At 33.0% G+C, this 17,216-nt stretch carries 22 protein-coding genes; 4 read left to right on the top strand and 18 right to left on the bottom strand.

The window, feature by feature from the left end:
• Positions 1-12 precede the first annotated feature (12 nt).
• From FDM27_RS08795 to FDM27_RS08760, 8 genes are all read right to left on the bottom strand, one after another.
• On the bottom strand, positions 13-855 hold the full coding sequence (locus FDM27_RS08795; RefSeq protein ID WP_140485982.1) for a hypothetical protein: 843 nt from the start codon (positions 853-855) through the stop codon (positions 13-15).
• Positions 856-857: 2 nt separating this feature from the next.
• A complete protein-coding gene (locus FDM27_RS08790) occupies positions 858-1,430 on the bottom strand; it encodes a pentapeptide repeat-containing protein (protein WP_140485981.1) in 573 nt (190 codons plus the stop codon).
• A complete protein-coding gene (locus FDM27_RS08785; RefSeq protein ID WP_071185941.1) occupies positions 1,430-1,732 on the bottom strand; it encodes a type II toxin-antitoxin system RelE/ParE family toxin in 303 nt (100 codons plus the stop codon). The genes FDM27_RS08790 and FDM27_RS08785 overlap by 1 nt, the downstream gene beginning before the upstream one ends.
• Positions 1,717-1,947, bottom strand: a complete 231-nt coding sequence (locus tag FDM27_RS08780) for a hypothetical protein (protein WP_071185940.1) — start codon at positions 1,945-1,947, stop codon at positions 1,717-1,719. Before FDM27_RS08780 ends, FDM27_RS08785 begins: the two co-directional genes overlap by 16 nt.
• Before the next feature lie 134 nt (positions 1,948-2,081).
• Positions 2,082-2,303, bottom strand: a complete 222-nt coding sequence (locus FDM27_RS08775) for a DUF6095 family protein (protein ID WP_071185939.1) — start codon at positions 2,301-2,303, stop codon at positions 2,082-2,084.
• 83 nt (positions 2,304-2,386) lie between these two features.
• Entirely contained in the window at positions 2,387-3,202 is an 816-nt protein-coding gene (gene murQ / locus FDM27_RS08770) for an N-acetylmuramic acid 6-phosphate etherase (RefSeq protein ID WP_140485980.1), read from the bottom strand.
• A 39-nt stretch (positions 3,203-3,241) separates the two neighbouring features.
• Entirely contained in the window at positions 3,242-3,937 is a 696-nt protein-coding gene (locus FDM27_RS08765) for a ZIP family metal transporter (protein ID WP_140485979.1), read from the bottom strand.
• Positions 3,937-4,701 (bottom strand): SAM-dependent methyltransferase, encoded by a 765-nt coding sequence (locus FDM27_RS08760; protein ID WP_071185936.1) that lies wholly within the window; start codon positions 4,699-4,701, stop codon positions 3,937-3,939. The genes FDM27_RS08765 and FDM27_RS08760 overlap by 1 nt, the downstream gene beginning before the upstream one ends.
• Before the next feature lie 110 nt (positions 4,702-4,811).
• Between FDM27_RS08760 and FDM27_RS08755 the strand changes: the two genes are divergently transcribed.
• On the top strand, positions 4,812-5,975 hold the full coding sequence (locus tag FDM27_RS08755) for a class I SAM-dependent RNA methyltransferase (protein ID WP_071186487.1): 1,164 nt from the start codon (positions 4,812-4,814) through the stop codon (positions 5,973-5,975).
• 70 nt (positions 5,976-6,045) lie between these two features.
• The gene (locus tag FDM27_RS08750) at positions 6,046-6,282 is read left to right on the top strand and encodes a hypothetical protein (RefSeq protein WP_071185935.1); all 237 of its coding nucleotides are present in this window, start codon (positions 6,046-6,048) and stop codon (positions 6,280-6,282) included.
• Between the two features lie 123 nt (positions 6,283-6,405).
• Here the strand turns inward: FDM27_RS08750 and FDM27_RS08745 are convergent, their stop codons facing one another.
• The 8 genes from FDM27_RS08745 to FDM27_RS08705 all read right to left on the bottom strand — a co-directional run bounded on the left by FDM27_RS08745 (position 6,406) and on the right by FDM27_RS08705 (position 13,668).
• Entirely contained in the window at positions 6,406-7,233 is an 828-nt protein-coding gene (locus FDM27_RS08745) for a DUF6048 family protein (RefSeq protein ID WP_071185934.1), read from the bottom strand.
• Complete coding sequence (locus FDM27_RS08740) at positions 7,205-7,726, bottom strand: DUF6452 family protein (protein WP_071185933.1); 522 nt, start codon at positions 7,724-7,726, stop codon at positions 7,205-7,207. Before FDM27_RS08740 ends, FDM27_RS08745 begins: the two co-directional genes overlap by 29 nt.
• Positions 7,727-7,798: 72 nt before the next feature.
• Positions 7,799-9,211 carry a 23S rRNA (uracil(1939)-C(5))-methyltransferase RlmD gene (gene rlmD / locus FDM27_RS08735; protein ID WP_140485978.1) on the bottom strand — a complete coding sequence of 471 codons (1,413 nt, stop codon included), beginning with the start codon at positions 9,209-9,211 and terminating at the stop codon, positions 7,799-7,801.
• Between the two features lie 600 nt (positions 9,212-9,811).
• The gene (locus FDM27_RS08725) at positions 9,812-10,561 is read right to left on the bottom strand and encodes a class I SAM-dependent methyltransferase (protein WP_140485976.1); all 750 of its coding nucleotides are present in this window, start codon (positions 10,559-10,561) and stop codon (positions 9,812-9,814) included.
• Positions 10,561-11,289 carry a DUF2071 domain-containing protein gene (locus FDM27_RS08720; protein WP_140485975.1) on the bottom strand — a complete coding sequence of 243 codons (729 nt, stop codon included), beginning with the start codon at positions 11,287-11,289 and terminating at the stop codon, positions 10,561-10,563. Before FDM27_RS08720 ends, FDM27_RS08725 begins: the two co-directional genes overlap by 1 nt.
• Before the next feature lie 4 nt (positions 11,290-11,293).
• On the bottom strand, positions 11,294-11,674 hold the full coding sequence (locus tag FDM27_RS08715) for a DoxX-like family protein (RefSeq protein WP_140485974.1): 381 nt from the start codon (positions 11,672-11,674) through the stop codon (positions 11,294-11,296).
• A gap of 151 nt (positions 11,675-11,825) precedes the next feature.
• Positions 11,826-12,323, bottom strand: a complete 498-nt coding sequence (locus FDM27_RS08710; protein WP_140485973.1) for a YdeI/OmpD-associated family protein — start codon at positions 12,321-12,323, stop codon at positions 11,826-11,828.
• A gap of 28 nt (positions 12,324-12,351) precedes the next feature.
• Positions 12,352-13,668 (bottom strand): serine hydrolase domain-containing protein, encoded by a 1,317-nt coding sequence (locus tag FDM27_RS08705; RefSeq protein ID WP_140485972.1) that lies wholly within the window; start codon positions 13,666-13,668, stop codon positions 12,352-12,354.
• 161 nt (positions 13,669-13,829) lie between these two features.
• Between FDM27_RS08705 and FDM27_RS08700 the strand changes: the two genes are divergently transcribed.
• A complete protein-coding gene (locus FDM27_RS08700; RefSeq protein WP_140485971.1) occupies positions 13,830-14,285 on the top strand; it encodes a hypothetical protein in 456 nt (151 codons plus the stop codon).
• 56 nt (positions 14,286-14,341) lie between these two features.
• Here FDM27_RS08700 and FDM27_RS08695 read toward each other — a convergent pair whose 3' ends face one another.
• Both FDM27_RS08695 and FDM27_RS08690 read right to left on the bottom strand, forming a co-directional pair.
• On the bottom strand, positions 14,342-15,328 hold the full coding sequence (locus tag FDM27_RS08695; protein ID WP_140485970.1) for an aldo/keto reductase: 987 nt from the start codon (positions 15,326-15,328) through the stop codon (positions 14,342-14,344).
• A gap of 12 nt (positions 15,329-15,340) precedes the next feature.
• Positions 15,341-15,967, bottom strand: a complete 627-nt coding sequence (locus FDM27_RS08690) for an SGNH/GDSL hydrolase family protein (RefSeq protein WP_140485969.1) — start codon at positions 15,965-15,967, stop codon at positions 15,341-15,343.
• A 160-nt stretch (positions 15,968-16,127) separates the two neighbouring features.
• Between FDM27_RS08690 and FDM27_RS08685 the strand changes: the two genes are divergently transcribed.
• Entirely contained in the window at positions 16,128-17,171 is a 1,044-nt protein-coding gene (locus FDM27_RS08685) for a sensor histidine kinase (protein WP_140485968.1), read from the top strand.
• The last annotated feature ends 45 nt before the right edge of the window (positions 17,172-17,216 follow it).

Here is a 17,216-nt window from a genome sequence, read left to right as displayed (position 1 = left end):
TGCGAAAAGAAATTAATTTGCGGCAAATTCATCTAATTGCTTTAGTTCAGTTTCAATCATTTTTTTCCATTTTTTTTGCTCTAAAGTATCTCTTCCGTGATTAGTTTCTTTGTCGTATAGAATTTGTCTTTCTTTGTTTAAATCAAAATATTCATAAAATAGTTTGTTAGATTCTTTGACTAAGTTAAATGAGTTGAATTTATTTTCAGAAATTATTTTCCTCAATTTTCGAGCATATATTTCACTTAAATCAAAATGTAATTGTTCATGTTCTAAAAGAGATTGATTTTCTAAGTTCTTTGTTTTGACCCAACTTTCATCACAATGGAAAGAGTTTGTGATTTTTATTTTTGGTTTGTTAATTAAAGAGACAGTATTTGATTTGAGGGTAAATATGCAACTAGTTTCAGCACCAAAAGGGTAGTTGTCTGAAGCAGGTTTACGCTTAAAATCAAACCAAGTAAGTTTTCTTTCTTTAGACCATTCTATTGTGTTTTCATGAATTTTATAATTAGGAACCTTGTAAATTGTTGCTTCTATACGATCACAAGAACTTTTTAAATCAGGTACTTTGTGCTCATTTATTTTAATAATATTAGCCCCATTTTCTCGACATATCTTTTTGTATTGTTCTATAATTTCATCAAAACTGCAATGTGTAGAAAATCCTTTGTCGGTAGATTTTATTGTTCCAATTTGTATTCCATCATTTTTAAAATCATCATCTTTATTTAATACTAAAATATATGTATCATCAGAGATTGGATTTTGTTTAGAAATTATTGTAGGGGTAATTCTAGGTGAACAAGAATTCAGAATAATGAACGATAAAATGATTAAAATATTTATTTTCATCTCTATTGAATTTTAATGTCGTATTTGTCTAAAAGTCCCGGGATTCCCTGCATCGAAAATTTAGCTTTTCGCATCGGGTTGAATTCGGGATCAATTTTATAATTGTAAGCTGTCAGGAAATTGACTTCCTTGAGTTCAGTATCATTAAAAATGGCATTGTCTAAATTACAATTATCAAAAACCGAATTGGAAAGGTTTGTTCCAATGAAACTCACTTCTTTCATTGAACAGGAATTGAACTTGGTTTTGGGCATTTTTTTATTCGAAAAAGAAGCGTAATCTAAAATGCAATCATTGAAACTTACAGCAAACATAAAATCGGCACAGCTGTTAAACGGAATTCCAAGTAATTTGCAATTTGAAAAATGAACTGTTTTCAAACTTGTCCCGCTTAAAGAAGTCATCGAAAGATTGCAATTAATGAATTCGCAATCCATAAAAGTATTATTTGAAAAATCACTATTGGAGAAATCACAGTTTTTAAAAACACAGTCTTCAAATTCGCGGTTGCTGACTTTTTTGTTTATAAAAACGACTTTGTCGAATGTTTTTTGAATATGAATTAAGTCTTCCATTAGAAGTTTTTGGGTTTTCTTGACGTATGTCTAATTCGAAGAATTTGAATGTTTTCAGGGGTGATTCTATAGGAAATCATATAGTCGTAAACAAAATAAACCCGAAAACTGCCATCGTTGTTATCCTTTTTTGGGTCAAGTTTGTAGATTTCCGGTTTGCTTTTAAGAATTTCGGTACTGTCAAAAATTTTATCGACTACTTTGTCAGCTACCTGAATGGATTTGCTTTCAAAAAGAATATAAAAATGAATATCTTCAAGCTGTTCTAAAGCATTTGAAGACCAAATTATTTTCTTCCCCATTTTTTTGACATTTCCTTAGCTTCATTTTCATTGTAAAAGTCACCTTTTTTTATGCTTTCCAATGCTTTTTCGATATCGATATTATAATCAATATCTGTAGTTTCAGAAGGGGAATTTGTAGTCAGTAAAAGACGTTTTAATTTTTCAACAAAAGAAGGATCTTTTACTTTGTCAATTTCTTGATGTATCCAATTTATTTCGGCTTGAATATCCATAATCAAATTTTTAGTAAAGGTACAAATTATACCAATTATATTTTTATTGGAGTTATCAATAAAGTTGTGGCATAATGCCGATATAACAAAATAATAGGACAATTTTTCGGACTATATATTTTGTATAATCGGTATTAATCGTTGAATAAAGCTTTCATCATGAATTTCAGTCCCAAAAAAATCAGATATACCGAAGCCAGACAAGCAATGATTCCGATTCCTAAAACCAGATAATGCCATACATTTTGCTGGTTCATAAAGGCATTGTGAATTAATGACGGACCAATAAAAAGCAAGGGCAAAGCACCTGCGAGATATCGAACCCCTTTGGATAATAATTCTTTGTTTGTTGCCATTTTGAAAAGTTAGAGGTTAGAAGTGGGAAGTTAGAAGTTAGGAGCGACACACGACACATAACCTATAACTCACAACTTTTAACTTATTTATTATTATAAAAATCAACTGCTTTGCGCACACTTCCGTGTTCTTTCAGTAATTGAGCGGCTTCTTCGTAGCTTACAGGAATTTCACCCATAATCATTTTAGTTCCGCGATCTACCAATTTGTTGTTACTTAATTGCATATCGACCATTTTGTTGCCTTTTACTTTTCCCAATTGAATCATCGTAGCAGTTGAAATCATATTCAGAACCAGTTTTTGAGCCGTTCCAGCTTTCATTCTCGAACTTCCCGTAACAAATTCAGGTCCTACCACTACATCAATAGGAAATTGTGCTGTTTGCGAAAGCGGACTTCCGGCATTGCAGGAAATACTTCCCGTGATGATATTGTTTTTGTTGCAAGTTTCTAAACCGCCAATAACATAAGGCGTTGTTCCGGAAGCAGCAATTCCAACAACTACATCATTCTCATTGATGTTGAACTCCTGTAAATCAATCCAGGCCTGGGTAGCGTTGTCTTCGGCGTTTTCTACCGCTTTACGAATAGCCTTATCGCCACCGGCAATAATTCCAACCACCAAATCAAATGGAACACCAAAAGTAGGCGGACATTCAGAAGCATCGACCACGCCCAAACGCCCCGAAGTTCCTGCGCCTATGTAAAATAAACGCCCGCCCAGTTTCATTTTAGCAACAATTTGAGTGACTAAATTTTCAATTTGAGGCAAGGCTTTTTCAACAGCAAGCGGAACGGTTTTGTCTTCGTTATTGATATTAGAAAGTAAGTCAGAAACTGACATCTTTTCTAAATGTTCGTATTTTGAGGATTGTTCGGTGGTTTTTATGAAGGTCATTTTTTTAAGCTTTATTTGGTGTGTTTTAGTGATTAAAATTTATAAAAAATATGCCAATATAATTCCCAGTACAATCATCGAAACTTTAGCAATATTAAATTTATGGCCTTCGCTACTTTCGAAAATAATAGTTGAGGAAATATGAAATAAAATCCCGATTACTACAGCGGTAATTTGGTTATGATAATGGCTTAGAGGAGTAAGATAATCAGAGGCGAATGTTCCCAATGGTGTCATCAATGCAAAAGTAAGCATGAAGGCAAAAATAGCCTGTTTGTTTAAATGCGAATTAATGAAAAAGCTAGTTAGAATAATAGCAATAGGAAGGTGATGAATAGCAATTCCAAGAGCTAAATTATCGTGATTATGCCCCACAGGAAATCCTTCTAAAAACGCGTGAATACAAAGACTGATGAACAACAACCACGGAATATGCGACATGTTAGGGTGTCCGTGTACGTGACCATGCTCGGCACCTTTTGAGAAAAATTCCAGTATAATTTGGAACAAAATCCCCAGCATAATAAAAATCCCTGCATTGTGATTGTGACTTTCATCAACACCATGATTGTGACTTTCGTAAATCTCAGGGAGTAAGTGCATTACCGTCAAAGAAAGCAAAAAAGAACCACTAAAAGCTAACAGTAACTTTAGATTGGTTTTCTTTTTAGGTTTGAGGACTAAGGCAATGATGTAACCTATTAGTACAGAAAGTAAGGGTAAAAGGTAGTTCATTATTTGAAAATAAGGATAAGTCGTTCGCTTTCGGTTTTGTGAAATTTTTTCAGTTTATAATCTCCAAAAATATCCAAAAGATAAATTCCAGCTTCTTCCATCATGGTTTCGAAGTCCTGTAAAGTCAATGCTTTTACTTTTTCGGTAAAATGATATTTATGGCCTTGGTCTTCAAAATCAATTTCTTTAAAAATATGACCGTCGGCTACATAGCGTTTCAGGTGAAAATCGATTCCGTCCACTGTTTTTACTTCTTCGGGAACCAGGGTTTCAATTACCTGATTGACATTCATAAAGTCAATTACGGCAAATCCATAGTCTGATAAACTGTTTTTGATGGCTTTTAAAGTCGTTAAATTGTCGTCATCATTTTCGAAATAACCAAAACTGGTAAACAAATTAAAAATGGCATCATACTTTTCTTCGAATTCTTCGCGCATGTCGTGTACTTTAAAATGCAGGGTATCATTCGAATTTTTGCTGGCTTCGGCAATGCTGTTTTCAGATAAATCAGCACCAATGACATCAAAACCCAATTGGTTCAAATAGATAGCGTGACGTCCTTTGCCACAGGCTAAATCCAAAACTTTAGCTTTTTCAGGAAGATTTAAATAATGTGTTAAGTTATCCATGAAAAGCTGTGCTTCTTTGTCATTTCGTTCTTTGTAGAGAATGTGATAATAGGGAGTGTCAAACCAGGAGCTGAACCATGTTTCATTTGGTTGGTCTTGATTTGTATTAGTTGTTTCTTGTGCTTCGGACATTTATTCTTTTCAATTAATTCTATCCCGCAAATTTAGTGTATTTTTGCGGAAATATACTATTTCAGGTTGTTTGGAATTTGGAATTTAGAAAATTGGAATTTAAAAGAGAAATGGAAGAAAATTTTAAGATGATTGCCAAAACCTTTTTTGGTTTTGAAGAAATATTAGCCACTGAATTGAAAAATTTAGGCGCACAAGACGTAGAGCAGGGAGTAAGAATGGTGAGTTTTAAAGGTGATAAAGGTTTTATGTACAAAGCCAATTTGTCTTTGCGTACTGCATTAAAAATCTTAAAACCTATTTATTCTTTTAGAGCCAATAATGAAAAAGCTTTGTATAAAGGAGTTTCGGGTGTTAATTGGTCAAAATTTATCAATGCCAATCAGACTTTTGTGATTGATACTACAGCGCATTCAGAATATTTTAAGCATACCGAATTTGTTTCTCAAAAATGTAAAGATGCCATTGTGGATCAGTTCAGAGAAAGAACAGGACAACGCCCTAGTATTGATAAAGTACATCCTGATTTAAGAATCAACATTCATATTGACAAAGATCAGGTTTCGGTAGCTTTGGACACATCAGGAAACGCATTGAATCAACGTGGTTACAGAACATCGACGAATATTGCACCCATAAACGAAGTCTTGGCAGCGGGAATTTTGTTGCTTTCGGGTTGGGATGGACAGAGTGATTTCCTGGATCCTATGTGTGGTTCTGGAACTTTTCTTGCCGAAGCAGCTATGATTGCCTGCAACATTCCGGCAAACATTAACCGTAAAGAATTTGCTTTCGAAAAATGGAAAGACTGGGATAATGATTTGTTTGACAAAATTACCGATAGTTTATTAGGTAAAGTTCGTGAGTTTCATCATACGATTAAAGGTTATGATAAAGCACCGTCGGCGGTAAGTAAAGCGAAAGAGAATATTCGAAATGCAAATCTGGAAGAATATGTTAGTATTGAAGGAAATAATTTCTTTGATAGCGAAAAAACTTCTGAAGGAAAATTACATATTGTTTTTAATCCGCCTTATGATGAGCGTTTGGATATTCACATGGAAGAATTTTATAAAAATATTGGCGATACTTTAAAACAAAGTTATCCGGGAACAAACGCCTGGTTTATCACAGGAAATCTGGAAGCACTGAAATTTGTAGGTTTGCGACCATCCAGAAAAATCAAATTATTCAACGCCGGACTCGAAGCCCGATTGGTAAAATATGAAATGTACGAAGGAAGTAAACGTACTAAGTTTCAGGAGAGAAGTTAGAAGTTAGAAGTTAGAAGTGCAAGCTTAACATTGAGCTTTAAACTTTAAATAAAAATACAAACAATAAGTTATGACTAAATTACAATTACGCGCTTTTTTATACCAACTGGGTTGTTTTGCTATATTATTTGTTTTGTTTCGCTATTTAGTGGATAGATATTCAGGTTTAACAGGACTTTGGATTCCATTTACAGCTTTTGCAATAGCAACTTTAATAGGCCCAAAATTTCAGGCTGTGAAAACTAAGGATGGTGAAAAATTGTTTATGAAATGGATTTTTATAAAAGGAATTAGAGAGATAGGTTAGTGTTCAGTTTGCAGGAAGCAGGAAGAAGAATACATTAGATTCAAAAAACATAAAAAAAAACCGCAAATTCTCAATTTAGTGAATTTGCGGTTTTTTGTGTTTCTGCCGACTGAACACTGCAAACTATTTTTTCTTTGTTTCCACAGGAACGACTTTCTTTTTGAAAATTGGAACAAAATAAGTTACCGTGTAATTAAAACCAACACCAAAATCCCCATTATACGTTCGGTTAAAGCCAGGAATATAAAGGTTTTCAAAATTGTCAGGTTGTTTGTTGGTAATCAATCGGTTCAAACGAAGGCTGAAACCTAAAAATACGTTGTTAAAAACTTTAGCTTTCATTCCGGCAACCACTTCAATCCAGCTTGCTGTAAGACCGTTGTATTTTTGACCCGAAGCTAGAGACGGTGTTTCTCCAAAATATTGATTTGGATTATAAATTTTATAAGTATTCAATTCCTGATTAAAAGTACTAAAACCGTAGCGCAAACCTATCGAAATAATGTTCTCCATATCCAGCCAGTTTTCATAACCGTTATAATCAAAACCTACTTTCAGGTACGAACCTTTGGTAGTGAAATTCAGGCGGGCATCATCGGTAGTTTTATTTTCATTACCAACTTCGGCGGCGATATAATGTTTTTTATCCCAACGGTAATCTCCTACAAGCTCGATTCCTTTGTAGTTATTATCATAAAAACTACGGCTTAATTTGAATAAATCTACTCCCAAGCGCACTCCATAACGATTGGTTTTTACGGCTGGAGCAATTGAATCGGTTTTAGTTATTACATCGGTTTTGGTAGCCACAGCAGCCTTTTTAGGGATAATTCCGGTCGAAATAGTATCCTTTTTGGGCTTTGTTGAAGGAGCTTGAGTATTTTGTGCATTTGCAAAAAACAAAGACAAAATAAGACAGCTACTAAAAATATATTTTAAGGTGTGTTTCATTTTCGTTAGCTATACTATATTTTTCTACTGCAAGATATTGTATCCATAATAAATCCGGAGTTGCCGCATCGGTGTGAACAAATGGCGAAATTGGGTCTAAAGTAAAATTAGTTTTAAAACCACAGGCACGAGATACAAAAATGGTTTCTCTGCTGTATTTAAAAGTTAATACGTCTTCGTTTATCAGAGCCGTATTGCTATTGCCAAAATTTAAGATAAAACGAAATTTAACTTCATCGGCATCTACTTTTAGAGGAATAGAAACCGTACTTCCGTTAATTAGAGTGTTTCCGTCAAAATTAACAGCTTCTTCCATTCCATCACCAAATATGCTTAGATTGGTCACACTTTTTTCAACCGAAGGGTTACTGATGTCATAAAATGTAATGACCATTCGGGGTGTGGTAAGGGTATTGCCATCACAAATATCGTCTTTCTCACAACCGGAGAAAGAGAAGCAAAACAGCAATAAAAGCAGTATCGTTTTCTTCATATATTTTTTAGTTGTTAGTACATAGTCCTTAGTCCTTACTGAAAAAACTAAGGACTAGGTACTAAGGACTAATTATCTTCTTTCTAAAAGTACTACATTTTCCACATGATGCGTTTGCGGAAACATATCCACAGGACGCACTTTAGTTACTTTGTATTTTTCGTCCATTAAAGCCAAATCACGGGCTTGTGTAGCCGAATTACAACTTACATACACTACTTTTTCAGGAGCAATTTTCATAATTTGTTCAATTACGTCTTTGTGCATTCCGTCACGTGGTGGATCAGTGATAATTACGTCCGGTTGTCCGTGTTGTGCAATAAAAGAGTCATTGAAAACGACTTTCATATCTCCAACAAAGAACTCACAATTGTCAATGTTATTGCGTTCGGCATTGGCCTTAGCATCTTTAATGGCATCAGGAACACTTTCGACACCAATTACTTTTTTTGCTTTTTTAGAAACAAACTGCGCAATGGTTCCTGTTCCGGTGTATAAATCGTAAACGGTTTCATTTCCTGTTAATCCGGCAAAATCTCTCGTTATTTTGTATAATTCATAAGCCTGATCGGAGTTGGTTTGGTAAAAAGATTTGGCATTGATGCTAAATTTCAAACCTTCCATTTCTTCCAGGATGTAATCACGACCTTTGTACAATTTGATGTCCTGATCGTAAAGTGTATCATTTGCCTTGTTATTTACCACATATTGCAATGAAGTAATTTGAGGGAATTTGGCATAAAGATGATCCAGCAACAATTCTCTGTTGGCTTTATCATTTTCGAAAAACTGAATCAAAAGCATGATTTCTCCGGTTGAAGCCGTACGTAACATTAAGGTTCTTAACAAACCGGAATGTTCTCTCGGGTTAAAGAAAGTCAAACCATTTGCATTAGCAAAATCGCGAACTTCATTTCTAATAGCGTTTGAAGGATCTTCTTGTAAATGACATTTTTTGATGTCCAGGATTTTGTCCCACATTTTTGGAATATGGAAACCAAGAGCATTTCTATTTCCTAAATCTTCATCGCTTCCAATTTCAGCTTCTGTTAACCAACGGCTGTTAGAAAACGAAAATTCCATTTTATTTCTGTAGAAAAACTTTTTCTCCGAACCTAAAATCGGGTCAAATTCAGGAAGTTCAATTTTTCCTATGCGTTGCAAGTGATTTTTAACCTCATTGTGTTTGTAAAACAATTGTTGGTCGTAGTTCATGTTTTGCCATTTGCAACCGCCACAAACCCCAAAATGCTCACAAATAGGATCTACACGATGCTCTGATAACTCGTGGAATTTTACCGCTTTTCCTTCATAATACGCCTTGCGTTTTTTGAAAGTTTGCACATCAACCACATCACCCGGAACCACATTCGGAATAAACACTACTTTTCCATCGGGAGCCTTTGCTACCGAAACGCCTTTTGCACCTGCATCAAGGACTTTTATCTGATGAAAGACAACTTTGTCTGTATTTTTTCTACCCATGGCGCAAAAATAAGCGTTTGTTGTCTTTTATGAATTCAAATTGGGAAATATTTTTAAAAAGAGGTGATTTTTATCTCATTCTATTTTGGACGTAATTATTAAAAACGTCAGTTCGAGTGTTTTTTGTGTAGTGAAACGGAACAAAAAATGTATCGAGAACTCGTTTGTTTTATTAAAGTTTCTCAATACACTTTTGATATTTTTAATTGAAATATGTAGTCAAAAATATAATGCTTAAATATGTCCAAAATAACGAAAATATTATATGTATTCCTGTTTCAAATGACTTTCTTTTCCAAAGATCTGTAGAGTAACCAAAGAACTGAATGAACAGTCTAACAGCCCAGAATACTCCGAGACCAAGTGATATTTTTTTGCCTAAATTTGTTTCAATTAATTCGTTTGAAGATGTCAAGCAAAGTAACCCCATAAGAAATACTGTTAATGCAATGAAAAATGTATGAATTACCATTATTTGTCGATTGATTAAACTCAACGATTTAAGTTCTTTCTCCCAATTAAAATAGTTTGGAAAAACAATGTGAACTAATGCCAAAGTAATTAATAAAACACCAATTATTTTAAAATGTATTTCCATAATTAGTTACAATTAAAAATTGACATAAATGGTGTTAACTTTTTTTCTTTAAATGATGTAAATCCTGCTTCTTCAAATGCCTTAATCCAAGTTGTACTTGAGAAAAAGTGAGTGAAGCCGATTGTAAATGCTACAAAGTTTGGAAAATCTCTTAAATGTTCCACCATAATAACATTGCCGTTTGGCTTACAAACTCTGCGACATTCTTTTAAAAATTGTACTTTTTCATCGTGTTTACGGATTTCATGAATTGCTGATAGTAAAAAAATATTATCAACCGAATTGTCATTTAAAGGAATCAAATTTGAATTGATTTGTTGCGTATTTGGGTAAACTAAGCTCACTTTTCTTGCTCGTATTATTGCAGGTTCAGTATGTTGTTTGGCATTGTAGAAATCATATACTTGTAAATTTGATAGAGGTAAAATACGTTCTATAATATAACTTGTTTCGTCAAAACCGGCATTAATGTTTAAATTGAATTTGTTTTTTGTATCTTCTATTTTCATTTTCTTTAACCATTCAAAATCATAATAACCAGAGAAATCATAAACATAAGCAGAAACTAATAGTGGCATTGTTAGTCCATATATGAATGCCAAAATGACTAACCAATATACTGCGTTAGACCAATTGTAAATAAATTTACTTCCAATAATTAATACCAATGCAATGAATCCAAACACATAAAAGTGTCGGTTAAAACTTAAAATGTTTAATACTCCTTGAAAATTTCGTCTTTTTATTTCCATTATTCGATTTTACCTTTTTTCCAATAATATGGAATGTTATTAATTATGAAAGCATTTGCTAATACTGTTTTTTCAAGTTTTAGAGAATTTATAAAATCGAAATTATAATTAATCACTTTTATTGGATTTGGTGTCCAGTTTTGTCTTACTCCTTCAATGATTAAAATTTCTTTGGTGTTCTTGTCATAAGTAAATGTAAAAGGCAAAGGTCCTGCAAATCTTCTTGCTTCTTTCCAGTCTGCAAAAGGCGAATGTTTTGGCAAAGAAATTTGTTCTTCGGTTTTATCTATTGTGATTTTGAAGTTTGATTTAATCGAGAAAATTTCTTTGGTGTTTTGTTGTTCAATTTGCTTTATGTCTGTTGTAGTGTAGTTATAATGAGTGAAAATGTTTCCAAAGAATTCCATTTTTTTTTTGTCTGTTTCTGATTTTAGAATGTACAAACCACGTAAACTTTTACCATCATTATTTGTATACCGAACAAAAACACGATAACCAATAAGAAAAAAGTCATTGCCCATAAATTTCGGAAAACCTTTTGGTCGCAGTTCTTTTGTCTGAACCATAGCTACTGCTATGAATGCCCATTTATCGTTAAAGGTGTCAAGTTGTAAACATTCAGGAATAAGCTGTTCTAATTGTTCTTTTGGAACTGCAAATGTGAAAACAAGTGAACTTTCAAAATACGCTTCAACTGCGAATGGATGATTTTTTAAATATGATAACATTTCTTTAATTTTTTTGTTTTCTGTTTAGATAAAATTCGTTGGAGTAAACAACTAAAATAAATAAAAACGCAAAGAGTGAATTTAGTTTTCCCCAAAGTAGCAAGTCTGGGACAAGTATAAATTCAAAAGTGTTCATTGTCGCCACAACAAGAATTTGTGTAACAGCATTTAACTTTGTCTTGTAACCGCTTAAAATCCACACTGCCATAATAATTTCTAAAAATCCGATTATAATTGTTAATGGTTTGGCAAAGTTGTCACCTAGAATTCTAGCAACAATTTGTTCGTGTCTTGGAACAAGATTTAGAACTTTGCAAAAAAGTCCATTTGCAATCCAAATTGTCGCAATACAAAAGGTCAATATTTTGTTAGTTTTCCTGTTCATAGTTATTGTTTGTATCGTCCGCTACACTTGCAAATAATTTATATAAGCGAAACAAATCTTCCTGTATAAAGCTGTTTTTTGGGTAGTTTGGCGAAAGTTTCTATCGCTTTATTTATTATCAAATATATTTAAATATTCTTACAAAAACATATTAAGGCTTTTCTCTCCCCACAAATTTTCCTTTTCCCAATAAAAATGCAATTGCTTTTGGAATATTTTTATCAATACTTTCTTCTGTTTTTAAATGTGAAATATAGCGGATGATTTCATGCCGTAAAGAAGGACGTAAATTTTGAAAAACCGTATTTGCTGCTACATTTTCGTTTAAAGCTTGTGATAATTTAGGATGTATGGAGATTTCTCTTTTTGCTGGATCATAATCTATACTTATTGCTATTTGTTCTCCAATTCTTTTAGGAGAGTTTTTAAGCATTTTGGTATTGATATATAAGCGCCATTCGCCTTTAAATTTTATTAAAGTTTGGGTGTAAGGAATGGAGTTGACAGCGCCTTTGACAGGAATAGGACCTTTGGATTTCGCTGCTTTTTCAAAAATGTGATTTAAGATTTCTTCAGGCACATAAACAAAAGGATTGATACCTATAATTTCAATGCTAGCCGAAAAAGTATAGCTTGTTTCCAGTGTCATAAAGCAATTTTTTTATTTTGGGTGGAAGTTAGTTTACTTTTTTTAGAAAATAAATATTGTCGGTCTCTTTAATTAGTAGGTTCTTTTTTTCGGGATTAAATTCAAAAAAATAGCCCAATTCTTTATTCATGAAATAATTATCTGTAATGGCTTCAACTTCAAATGTTTTCCCTTTTGATTCAATCAATAATTTAGTGTTGTTTTTAGTGCAGTTGACGACTATTTGACCCGAAGAATATCGACCGAGGTATTGGTCTAAATCTTCCGGTTTTAAGTTGTAGTTTTTAGAAAAAGGAATGGTAAATTCCTGATTGAAACATATTTTCAAAACCCCTTCAATCAAATCGGTTCTTGGATAAAGGATTCCGTTGGTACAGTAGACAAATGATAATTTTTGTTTTGGGAAATACCACACTGCTGTGTAAAACTCTTCGACTCTTCCGTTGTGTCCAAAACTGGTTTCTATACCATACTTATTTGAAAAAAGTCCCATACCATAGTCATCAATGAGGTTTTTCATTTTAGACAGGCTGGATTTGTTTACAAGCTTATTGGTAAATAAAGCATTTATAAATACAGTCATATCTGTTGGTGTCGAGATAAGTGCGCCAGCTCCTCCGTGAATATCCAAATTTGTTTTTTTAACGGTATTCCATTTATTGTCGGAATATTTGAAAGAAATATTTTCATCGGTATTTATGTTGAAAATACTTCCGTAATAAGTGTCTTTAAGCTTAAGTTTAGATGTTATTTTTTTATCAATTGCCTTTGCATAAGGCATTTTGCATTTGTTTTCGATGATATAACCCAATAAAAGATAGTTGCTGTTTGAATAATCGGCTTTTGTATTGGGTTCAAAATCGCTTCCTTTTTCTTTTATAATTTCAAGTAGTTTATCGTGAGTTTTAGGCTTGTCCATCCATTCAGGATAATTGGTTTCCTTAGTATAATCATGCAAACCGCTTCTATGGTAAAGCATATCGCTAATAGTGATTTTATTTGCATTGGGTAGATTTGGATAAAAATCACTTAATTTTTGTTCCAGTTTGATTTTGCCTTCTTCGATTAATTGAAAAATCAGGACGGCTGTAAACATTTTTGTTGCAGAACCAATTCGGTATTTGGTAGATACGGTTGCAGGTGTTTTTTTATCAATAGAACTGTAGCCAATTGCTTTTTGATAAAGTAAATTGCCGTTTTGAGAAATGCTAAGACTGCCCATAGCTAAGTCTTGTGATGCAAGTACATCCAGAAATTGATCTATTTTTTCTTTATTTATGTTTTGCCCGTAAGAAGAAAAACGGAGAATTGAGCTTAAAAATAAAAAGAGGATTATTTTGTTCATTATCTCGGCTGGTTGAAGTTTTTGAATTTCAAATATAATGAAAGAATTATTTTATAGTATAAATGAACTGTAAATAAGCTAATTCGGAATTTTAGCTATTAAAAAATCAACGTTATTTCTAAAATTAGAAATTTTATCTTTGCTGCCAAAGTGATAAAAGTATGAATCTAATATTGGAAAAAAACAAAGGTTTAATTGGTTTTTGTATTCTCTTTGCTGTTATAGTTTTTAGTTGTGCAGATGCGAATAAGGAGGGCAAACAATTTCATTATCGGTCGATAAACGATAAGGATACGGCATTTCTTAATTTTATAAAACTGGAGGATAATCGGTTTTTTGGTCAATATGAAATTCGATATGGAGGAGTCAGTAAAGATTCTGGTGAGATAAGGGGGATTATTAGTGGAGATACGATAAAAGGAAGTTTTTATTACCAGCCTTATGGTGGCGGAGTTTTGAAAAGATATCCCATTGCGCTACTGAAACGTAAAAACAAATTACTGTTAGGTAAAGGTGTAATTTCGGTTTACATGGGAATTCCTTCGTTTTTAAAAGGAGATACCATTGATTATTCTAATCCCGAATTTGTATTTGAAGAAATAAAGAAAATCAAATAAAAATCCGTCCCGATTAGCTATCAGAACGGATTTTTTTGTTTAATAAGGATACTCTTTTACCACAAATGGTGTACTTCTTTTTTGATATAATGATTGTAAATCTCGTTCATAGCCGCAATTTTCTCAGGAGTTAATGCCGGTAAATCAAACGTTGAAAGATTAGATAATACATGACTTTCCGTTGAAGCACCAGGAATAATACAACTTACTTCACTAAAACTTAAAATCCATTGTAAGGCAATAGGAGCCAGGTTTTGAACTTCAGGGAATAGTTTTTTTAGTTCGTCCACGGCAATCAAACCTAATTCGTAATTTATTCCGGAGAAAGTTTCTCCTTTGTCAAATGCAGCGCCTTCACGATTAAAAAAACGATGATCTTTGCTGTCAAAAATAGATTTTTCAGAGAATTTCCCTGTCAATAATCCGCTGGCTAATGGAACACGGGCAATGATTCCCACATCTTTTTTCTGAGCTTCTTTAAAAAGTAACTCCGATGGACGCTGTCTGAAAAGATTGAAAATGATTTGAATCGAAGTGACATTTGAAAACTCCATCGCTTTAAGTCCTTCTTCTACTTTTTCGACACTAACTCCAAGATTTAAAATTTTTCCTTCTTGTTTCAGTTTGTCAAAAAGCTCAAAAATTTCCGGACGATAAAAAACTTCAGTAGGAGGACAGTGTAACTGAATAAGATCGATAGTATCTAACTGAAGACGTTTCAAACTGTCTTCGACATATTTTTGTAAAACCTTAGGCTGATAACCTTCGTTAACATGCGGATTGATGTGACGTCCACATTTAGTAGCCACATAAATACGTTCAGAGCGGGAACGAATGAGTCTGCCCACCGCTTTTTCACTCAATCCGTTTTCATAAACATCGGCAGTGTCAATAAAATTGATGCCTTTCTCAATAGCTGTATTCAATAGTTCATCGGCGGTTTTGTCATTAAAAGGCGAGCCCCATTTGCCGCCCACCTGCCAGGTACCAAGAGCAATTTCGGATATTTCAAAGTTTGTTTTTCCTAGTTTACGATAGTTCATTTTTTGTTTGTTTTATAGATTTTTTATTGTGAGTTGAATAGCTTTTTCAATTAGTGGACTCATAATTTCATATCCTGCTTTGTTGGGATGAACCCTATCTTCTGAAAATTCGGTTTTTAAGCCTTTTTGATCGTCAACCATTGCCGAATAATAATCAACAAATGGAATTTTATTGACAAGCGCATAATTTTCTAACAGTTGATTTAATTCAATAATTCGTTCCGCTGGTTTTTCTTTTGGATTCCAATAGAAAAAATTAGCAGGAAGAACAGAGCAAAGTATCACTTTTATATTGTGAACATGAGCCAGTTCAATCATCGAATAAATATTATCAGTAATCATTTTAGTTGTTGAAGCTCCCGTATTCCCTGCAATATCATTTCCGCCAGCTAAAATAATAACTATTTTAGGATGTAATGCAATGACATCTGCTCTAAAACGCAGCAGCATTTGCGGAGTAGTTTGACCACTGATTCCCCGATTAATGTAAGATTTATTTTGAAAAAATGAAGGCTTTTCTTTACTCCAGAATTCAGTTATGGAATCGCCTAAAAACACAACACGGTTTTCAGCATTTACAGGAAGAGGCAGTAATGCGTTTTCTTGTTGGTATTTTGCTAAATAAGGCCAGTCTTGCATTGTGATAGTTATGGATTAGATTCGATATGGGCTGGAAAGCAAAACTAAGGAAATTATTTTGAAGTTAGTATTTCTGATTTTTCTTAAAAAATAATTTTTAACAGATAAGAAAAATATAGTTTTTTCGTACATTTGGTCTTGTCTCAAATAATATGAATTTATGGAATTTTATAAAAAATTATCTTCAATAGGTTTTCTTAAAAAAAGTTATGCGTTTAAGTTTCTTTTTGTAGCTTTCATAGGAATTCATATTCCTCTAATAGGGATTTTGTTTTTTGTACTGTATTCAAAAAATAACTTTTCAAGCGCTGCTTTATTGCTTTTTTCATTAGTAATGACCTTATTAGCTACGGTTGTAACCTTAATATTATTGAAAAAATTAATTCAGCCTTTAGAATTGGCTTCAAAAGCTTTGAATGATTATAAGTTAAGTCGAACAGTTACAAAATTGCCCTTAGATTTTTCAGACGAAGTAGGTTTGTTATTATCCAATATTCAGGATTCTATTTCAGAGAGTGAAAAATTTATTACCGAAAAACAAAATTTGATTTATTTGCTTTCTCATGATTTAAGGACTTTTGCCGGAAATCCCAAATCATTGGCAACAATGATTTTAGAGACTAATCCTCCTGAAAATGTAAAGGAATTAGCCCAAATGATTTATCAGTCGTCAGACGAGCAGTTTCAATACATTGAGAAGTTTGTAAAAATGCTGAAAGATCAGGATGAGATGCTGCAAACGGCTGTTGAAGTTAAAGAAATCAATTTGAAAACGATGATTGATGCAATAGGTACTCAGTTGAGACAGTCTATGGCTGTTAAAAAAATTGAATTGATTAGGAATGTTGGTATCGAAAGTGTTAGTCTGAAAATTGATGCAGAATTATTGACAAGAGTAATTTTTAATTTGCTTCACAATGCGATTAAATTTTCTTTTTCGGATTCAAAAATACAGTTAGATGTTTTTAATGAAAATGGAAAAATAGTTATAAAAATTATTGATCAGGGCGTTGGTTTTGATAGTAAGGACAATGAAAAAGTATTTGCTAAATTTACTAATATGAGCCGTTTAGGGACTTCTGACGAATCTTCAACAGGAATAGGTCTGTATTTATGCCGACAAATTATAGAAAAGAATCAAGGAATTCTTATTGCCAACAGTGAGGGTGTAAATAAAGGGGCTACTTTTTCGATTATTTTTTAGAAATATTCTTTATAAATGACTTAAAAACAACAGGCTATGTAGTTT

This window comes from Flavobacterium sp. GSA192, from assembly GCF_006386525.1.
GTDB lineage: Bacteria > Bacteroidota > Bacteroidia > Flavobacteriales > Flavobacteriaceae > Flavobacterium > Flavobacterium commune.
This window is presented reverse-complemented; position numbering and strand designations above follow the sequence as displayed.

What these genes read in the sequence shown, in the direction of transcription:
- FDM27_RS08795 (WP_140485982.1), bottom strand. Translation starts at nt 855, where the DNA reads ATGAAAATAAATATTTTAATCATTTTATCGTTCATTATTCTGAATTCT.
- FDM27_RS08790 (WP_140485981.1), bottom strand. Translation starts at nt 1,430, where the DNA reads ATGGAAGACTTAATTCATATTCAAAAAACATTCGACAAAGTCGTTTTT.
- FDM27_RS08785 (WP_071185941.1), bottom strand. Translation starts at nt 1,732, where the DNA reads ATGGGGAAGAAAATAATTTGGTCTTCAAATGCTTTAGAACAGCTTGAA.
- FDM27_RS08780 (WP_071185940.1), bottom strand. Translation starts at nt 1,947, where the DNA reads ATGGATATTCAAGCCGAAATAAATTGGATACATCAAGAAATTGACAAA.
- FDM27_RS08775 (WP_071185939.1), bottom strand. Translation starts at nt 2,303, where the DNA reads ATGGCAACAAACAAAGAATTATTATCCAAAGGGGTTCGATATCTCGCA.
- murQ (WP_140485980.1), bottom strand. Translation starts at nt 3,202, where the DNA reads ATGACCTTCATAAAAACCACCGAACAATCCTCAAAATACGAACATTTA.
- FDM27_RS08765 (WP_140485979.1), bottom strand. Translation starts at nt 3,937, where the DNA reads ATGAACTACCTTTTACCCTTACTTTCTGTACTAATAGGTTACATCATT.
- FDM27_RS08760 (WP_071185936.1), bottom strand. Translation starts at nt 4,701, where the DNA reads ATGTCCGAAGCACAAGAAACAACTAATACAAATCAAGACCAACCAAAT.
- FDM27_RS08755 (WP_071186487.1), top strand. Translation starts at nt 4,812, where the DNA reads ATGGAAGAAAATTTTAAGATGATTGCCAAAACCTTTTTTGGTTTTGAA.
- FDM27_RS08750 (WP_071185935.1), top strand. Translation starts at nt 6,046, where the DNA reads ATGACTAAATTACAATTACGCGCTTTTTTATACCAACTGGGTTGTTTT.
- FDM27_RS08745 (WP_071185934.1), bottom strand. Translation starts at nt 7,233, where the DNA reads ATGAAACACACCTTAAAATATATTTTTAGTAGCTGTCTTATTTTGTCT.
- FDM27_RS08740 (WP_071185933.1), bottom strand. Translation starts at nt 7,726, where the DNA reads ATGAAGAAAACGATACTGCTTTTATTGCTGTTTTGCTTCTCTTTCTCC.
- rlmD (WP_140485978.1), bottom strand. Translation starts at nt 9,211, where the DNA reads ATGGGTAGAAAAAATACAGACAAAGTTGTCTTTCATCAGATAAAAGTC.
- FDM27_RS08725 (WP_140485976.1), bottom strand. Translation starts at nt 10,561, where the DNA reads ATGGAAATAAAAAGACGAAATTTTCAAGGAGTATTAAACATTTTAAGT.
- FDM27_RS08720 (WP_140485975.1), bottom strand. Translation starts at nt 11,289, where the DNA reads ATGTTATCATATTTAAAAAATCATCCATTCGCAGTTGAAGCGTATTTT.
- FDM27_RS08715 (WP_140485974.1), bottom strand. Translation starts at nt 11,674, where the DNA reads ATGAACAGGAAAACTAACAAAATATTGACCTTTTGTATTGCGACAATT.
- FDM27_RS08710 (WP_140485973.1), bottom strand. Translation starts at nt 12,323, where the DNA reads ATGACACTGGAAACAAGCTATACTTTTTCGGCTAGCATTGAAATTATA.
- FDM27_RS08705 (WP_140485972.1), bottom strand. Translation starts at nt 13,668, where the DNA reads ATGAACAAAATAATCCTCTTTTTATTTTTAAGCTCAATTCTCCGTTTT.
- FDM27_RS08700 (WP_140485971.1), top strand. Translation starts at nt 13,830, where the DNA reads ATGAATCTAATATTGGAAAAAAACAAAGGTTTAATTGGTTTTTGTATT.
- FDM27_RS08695 (WP_140485970.1), bottom strand. Translation starts at nt 15,328, where the DNA reads ATGAACTATCGTAAACTAGGAAAAACAAACTTTGAAATATCCGAAATT.
- FDM27_RS08690 (WP_140485969.1), bottom strand. Translation starts at nt 15,967, where the DNA reads ATGCAAGACTGGCCTTATTTAGCAAAATACCAACAAGAAAACGCATTA.
- FDM27_RS08685 (WP_140485968.1), top strand. Translation starts at nt 16,128, where the DNA reads ATGGAATTTTATAAAAAATTATCTTCAATAGGTTTTCTTAAAAAAAGT.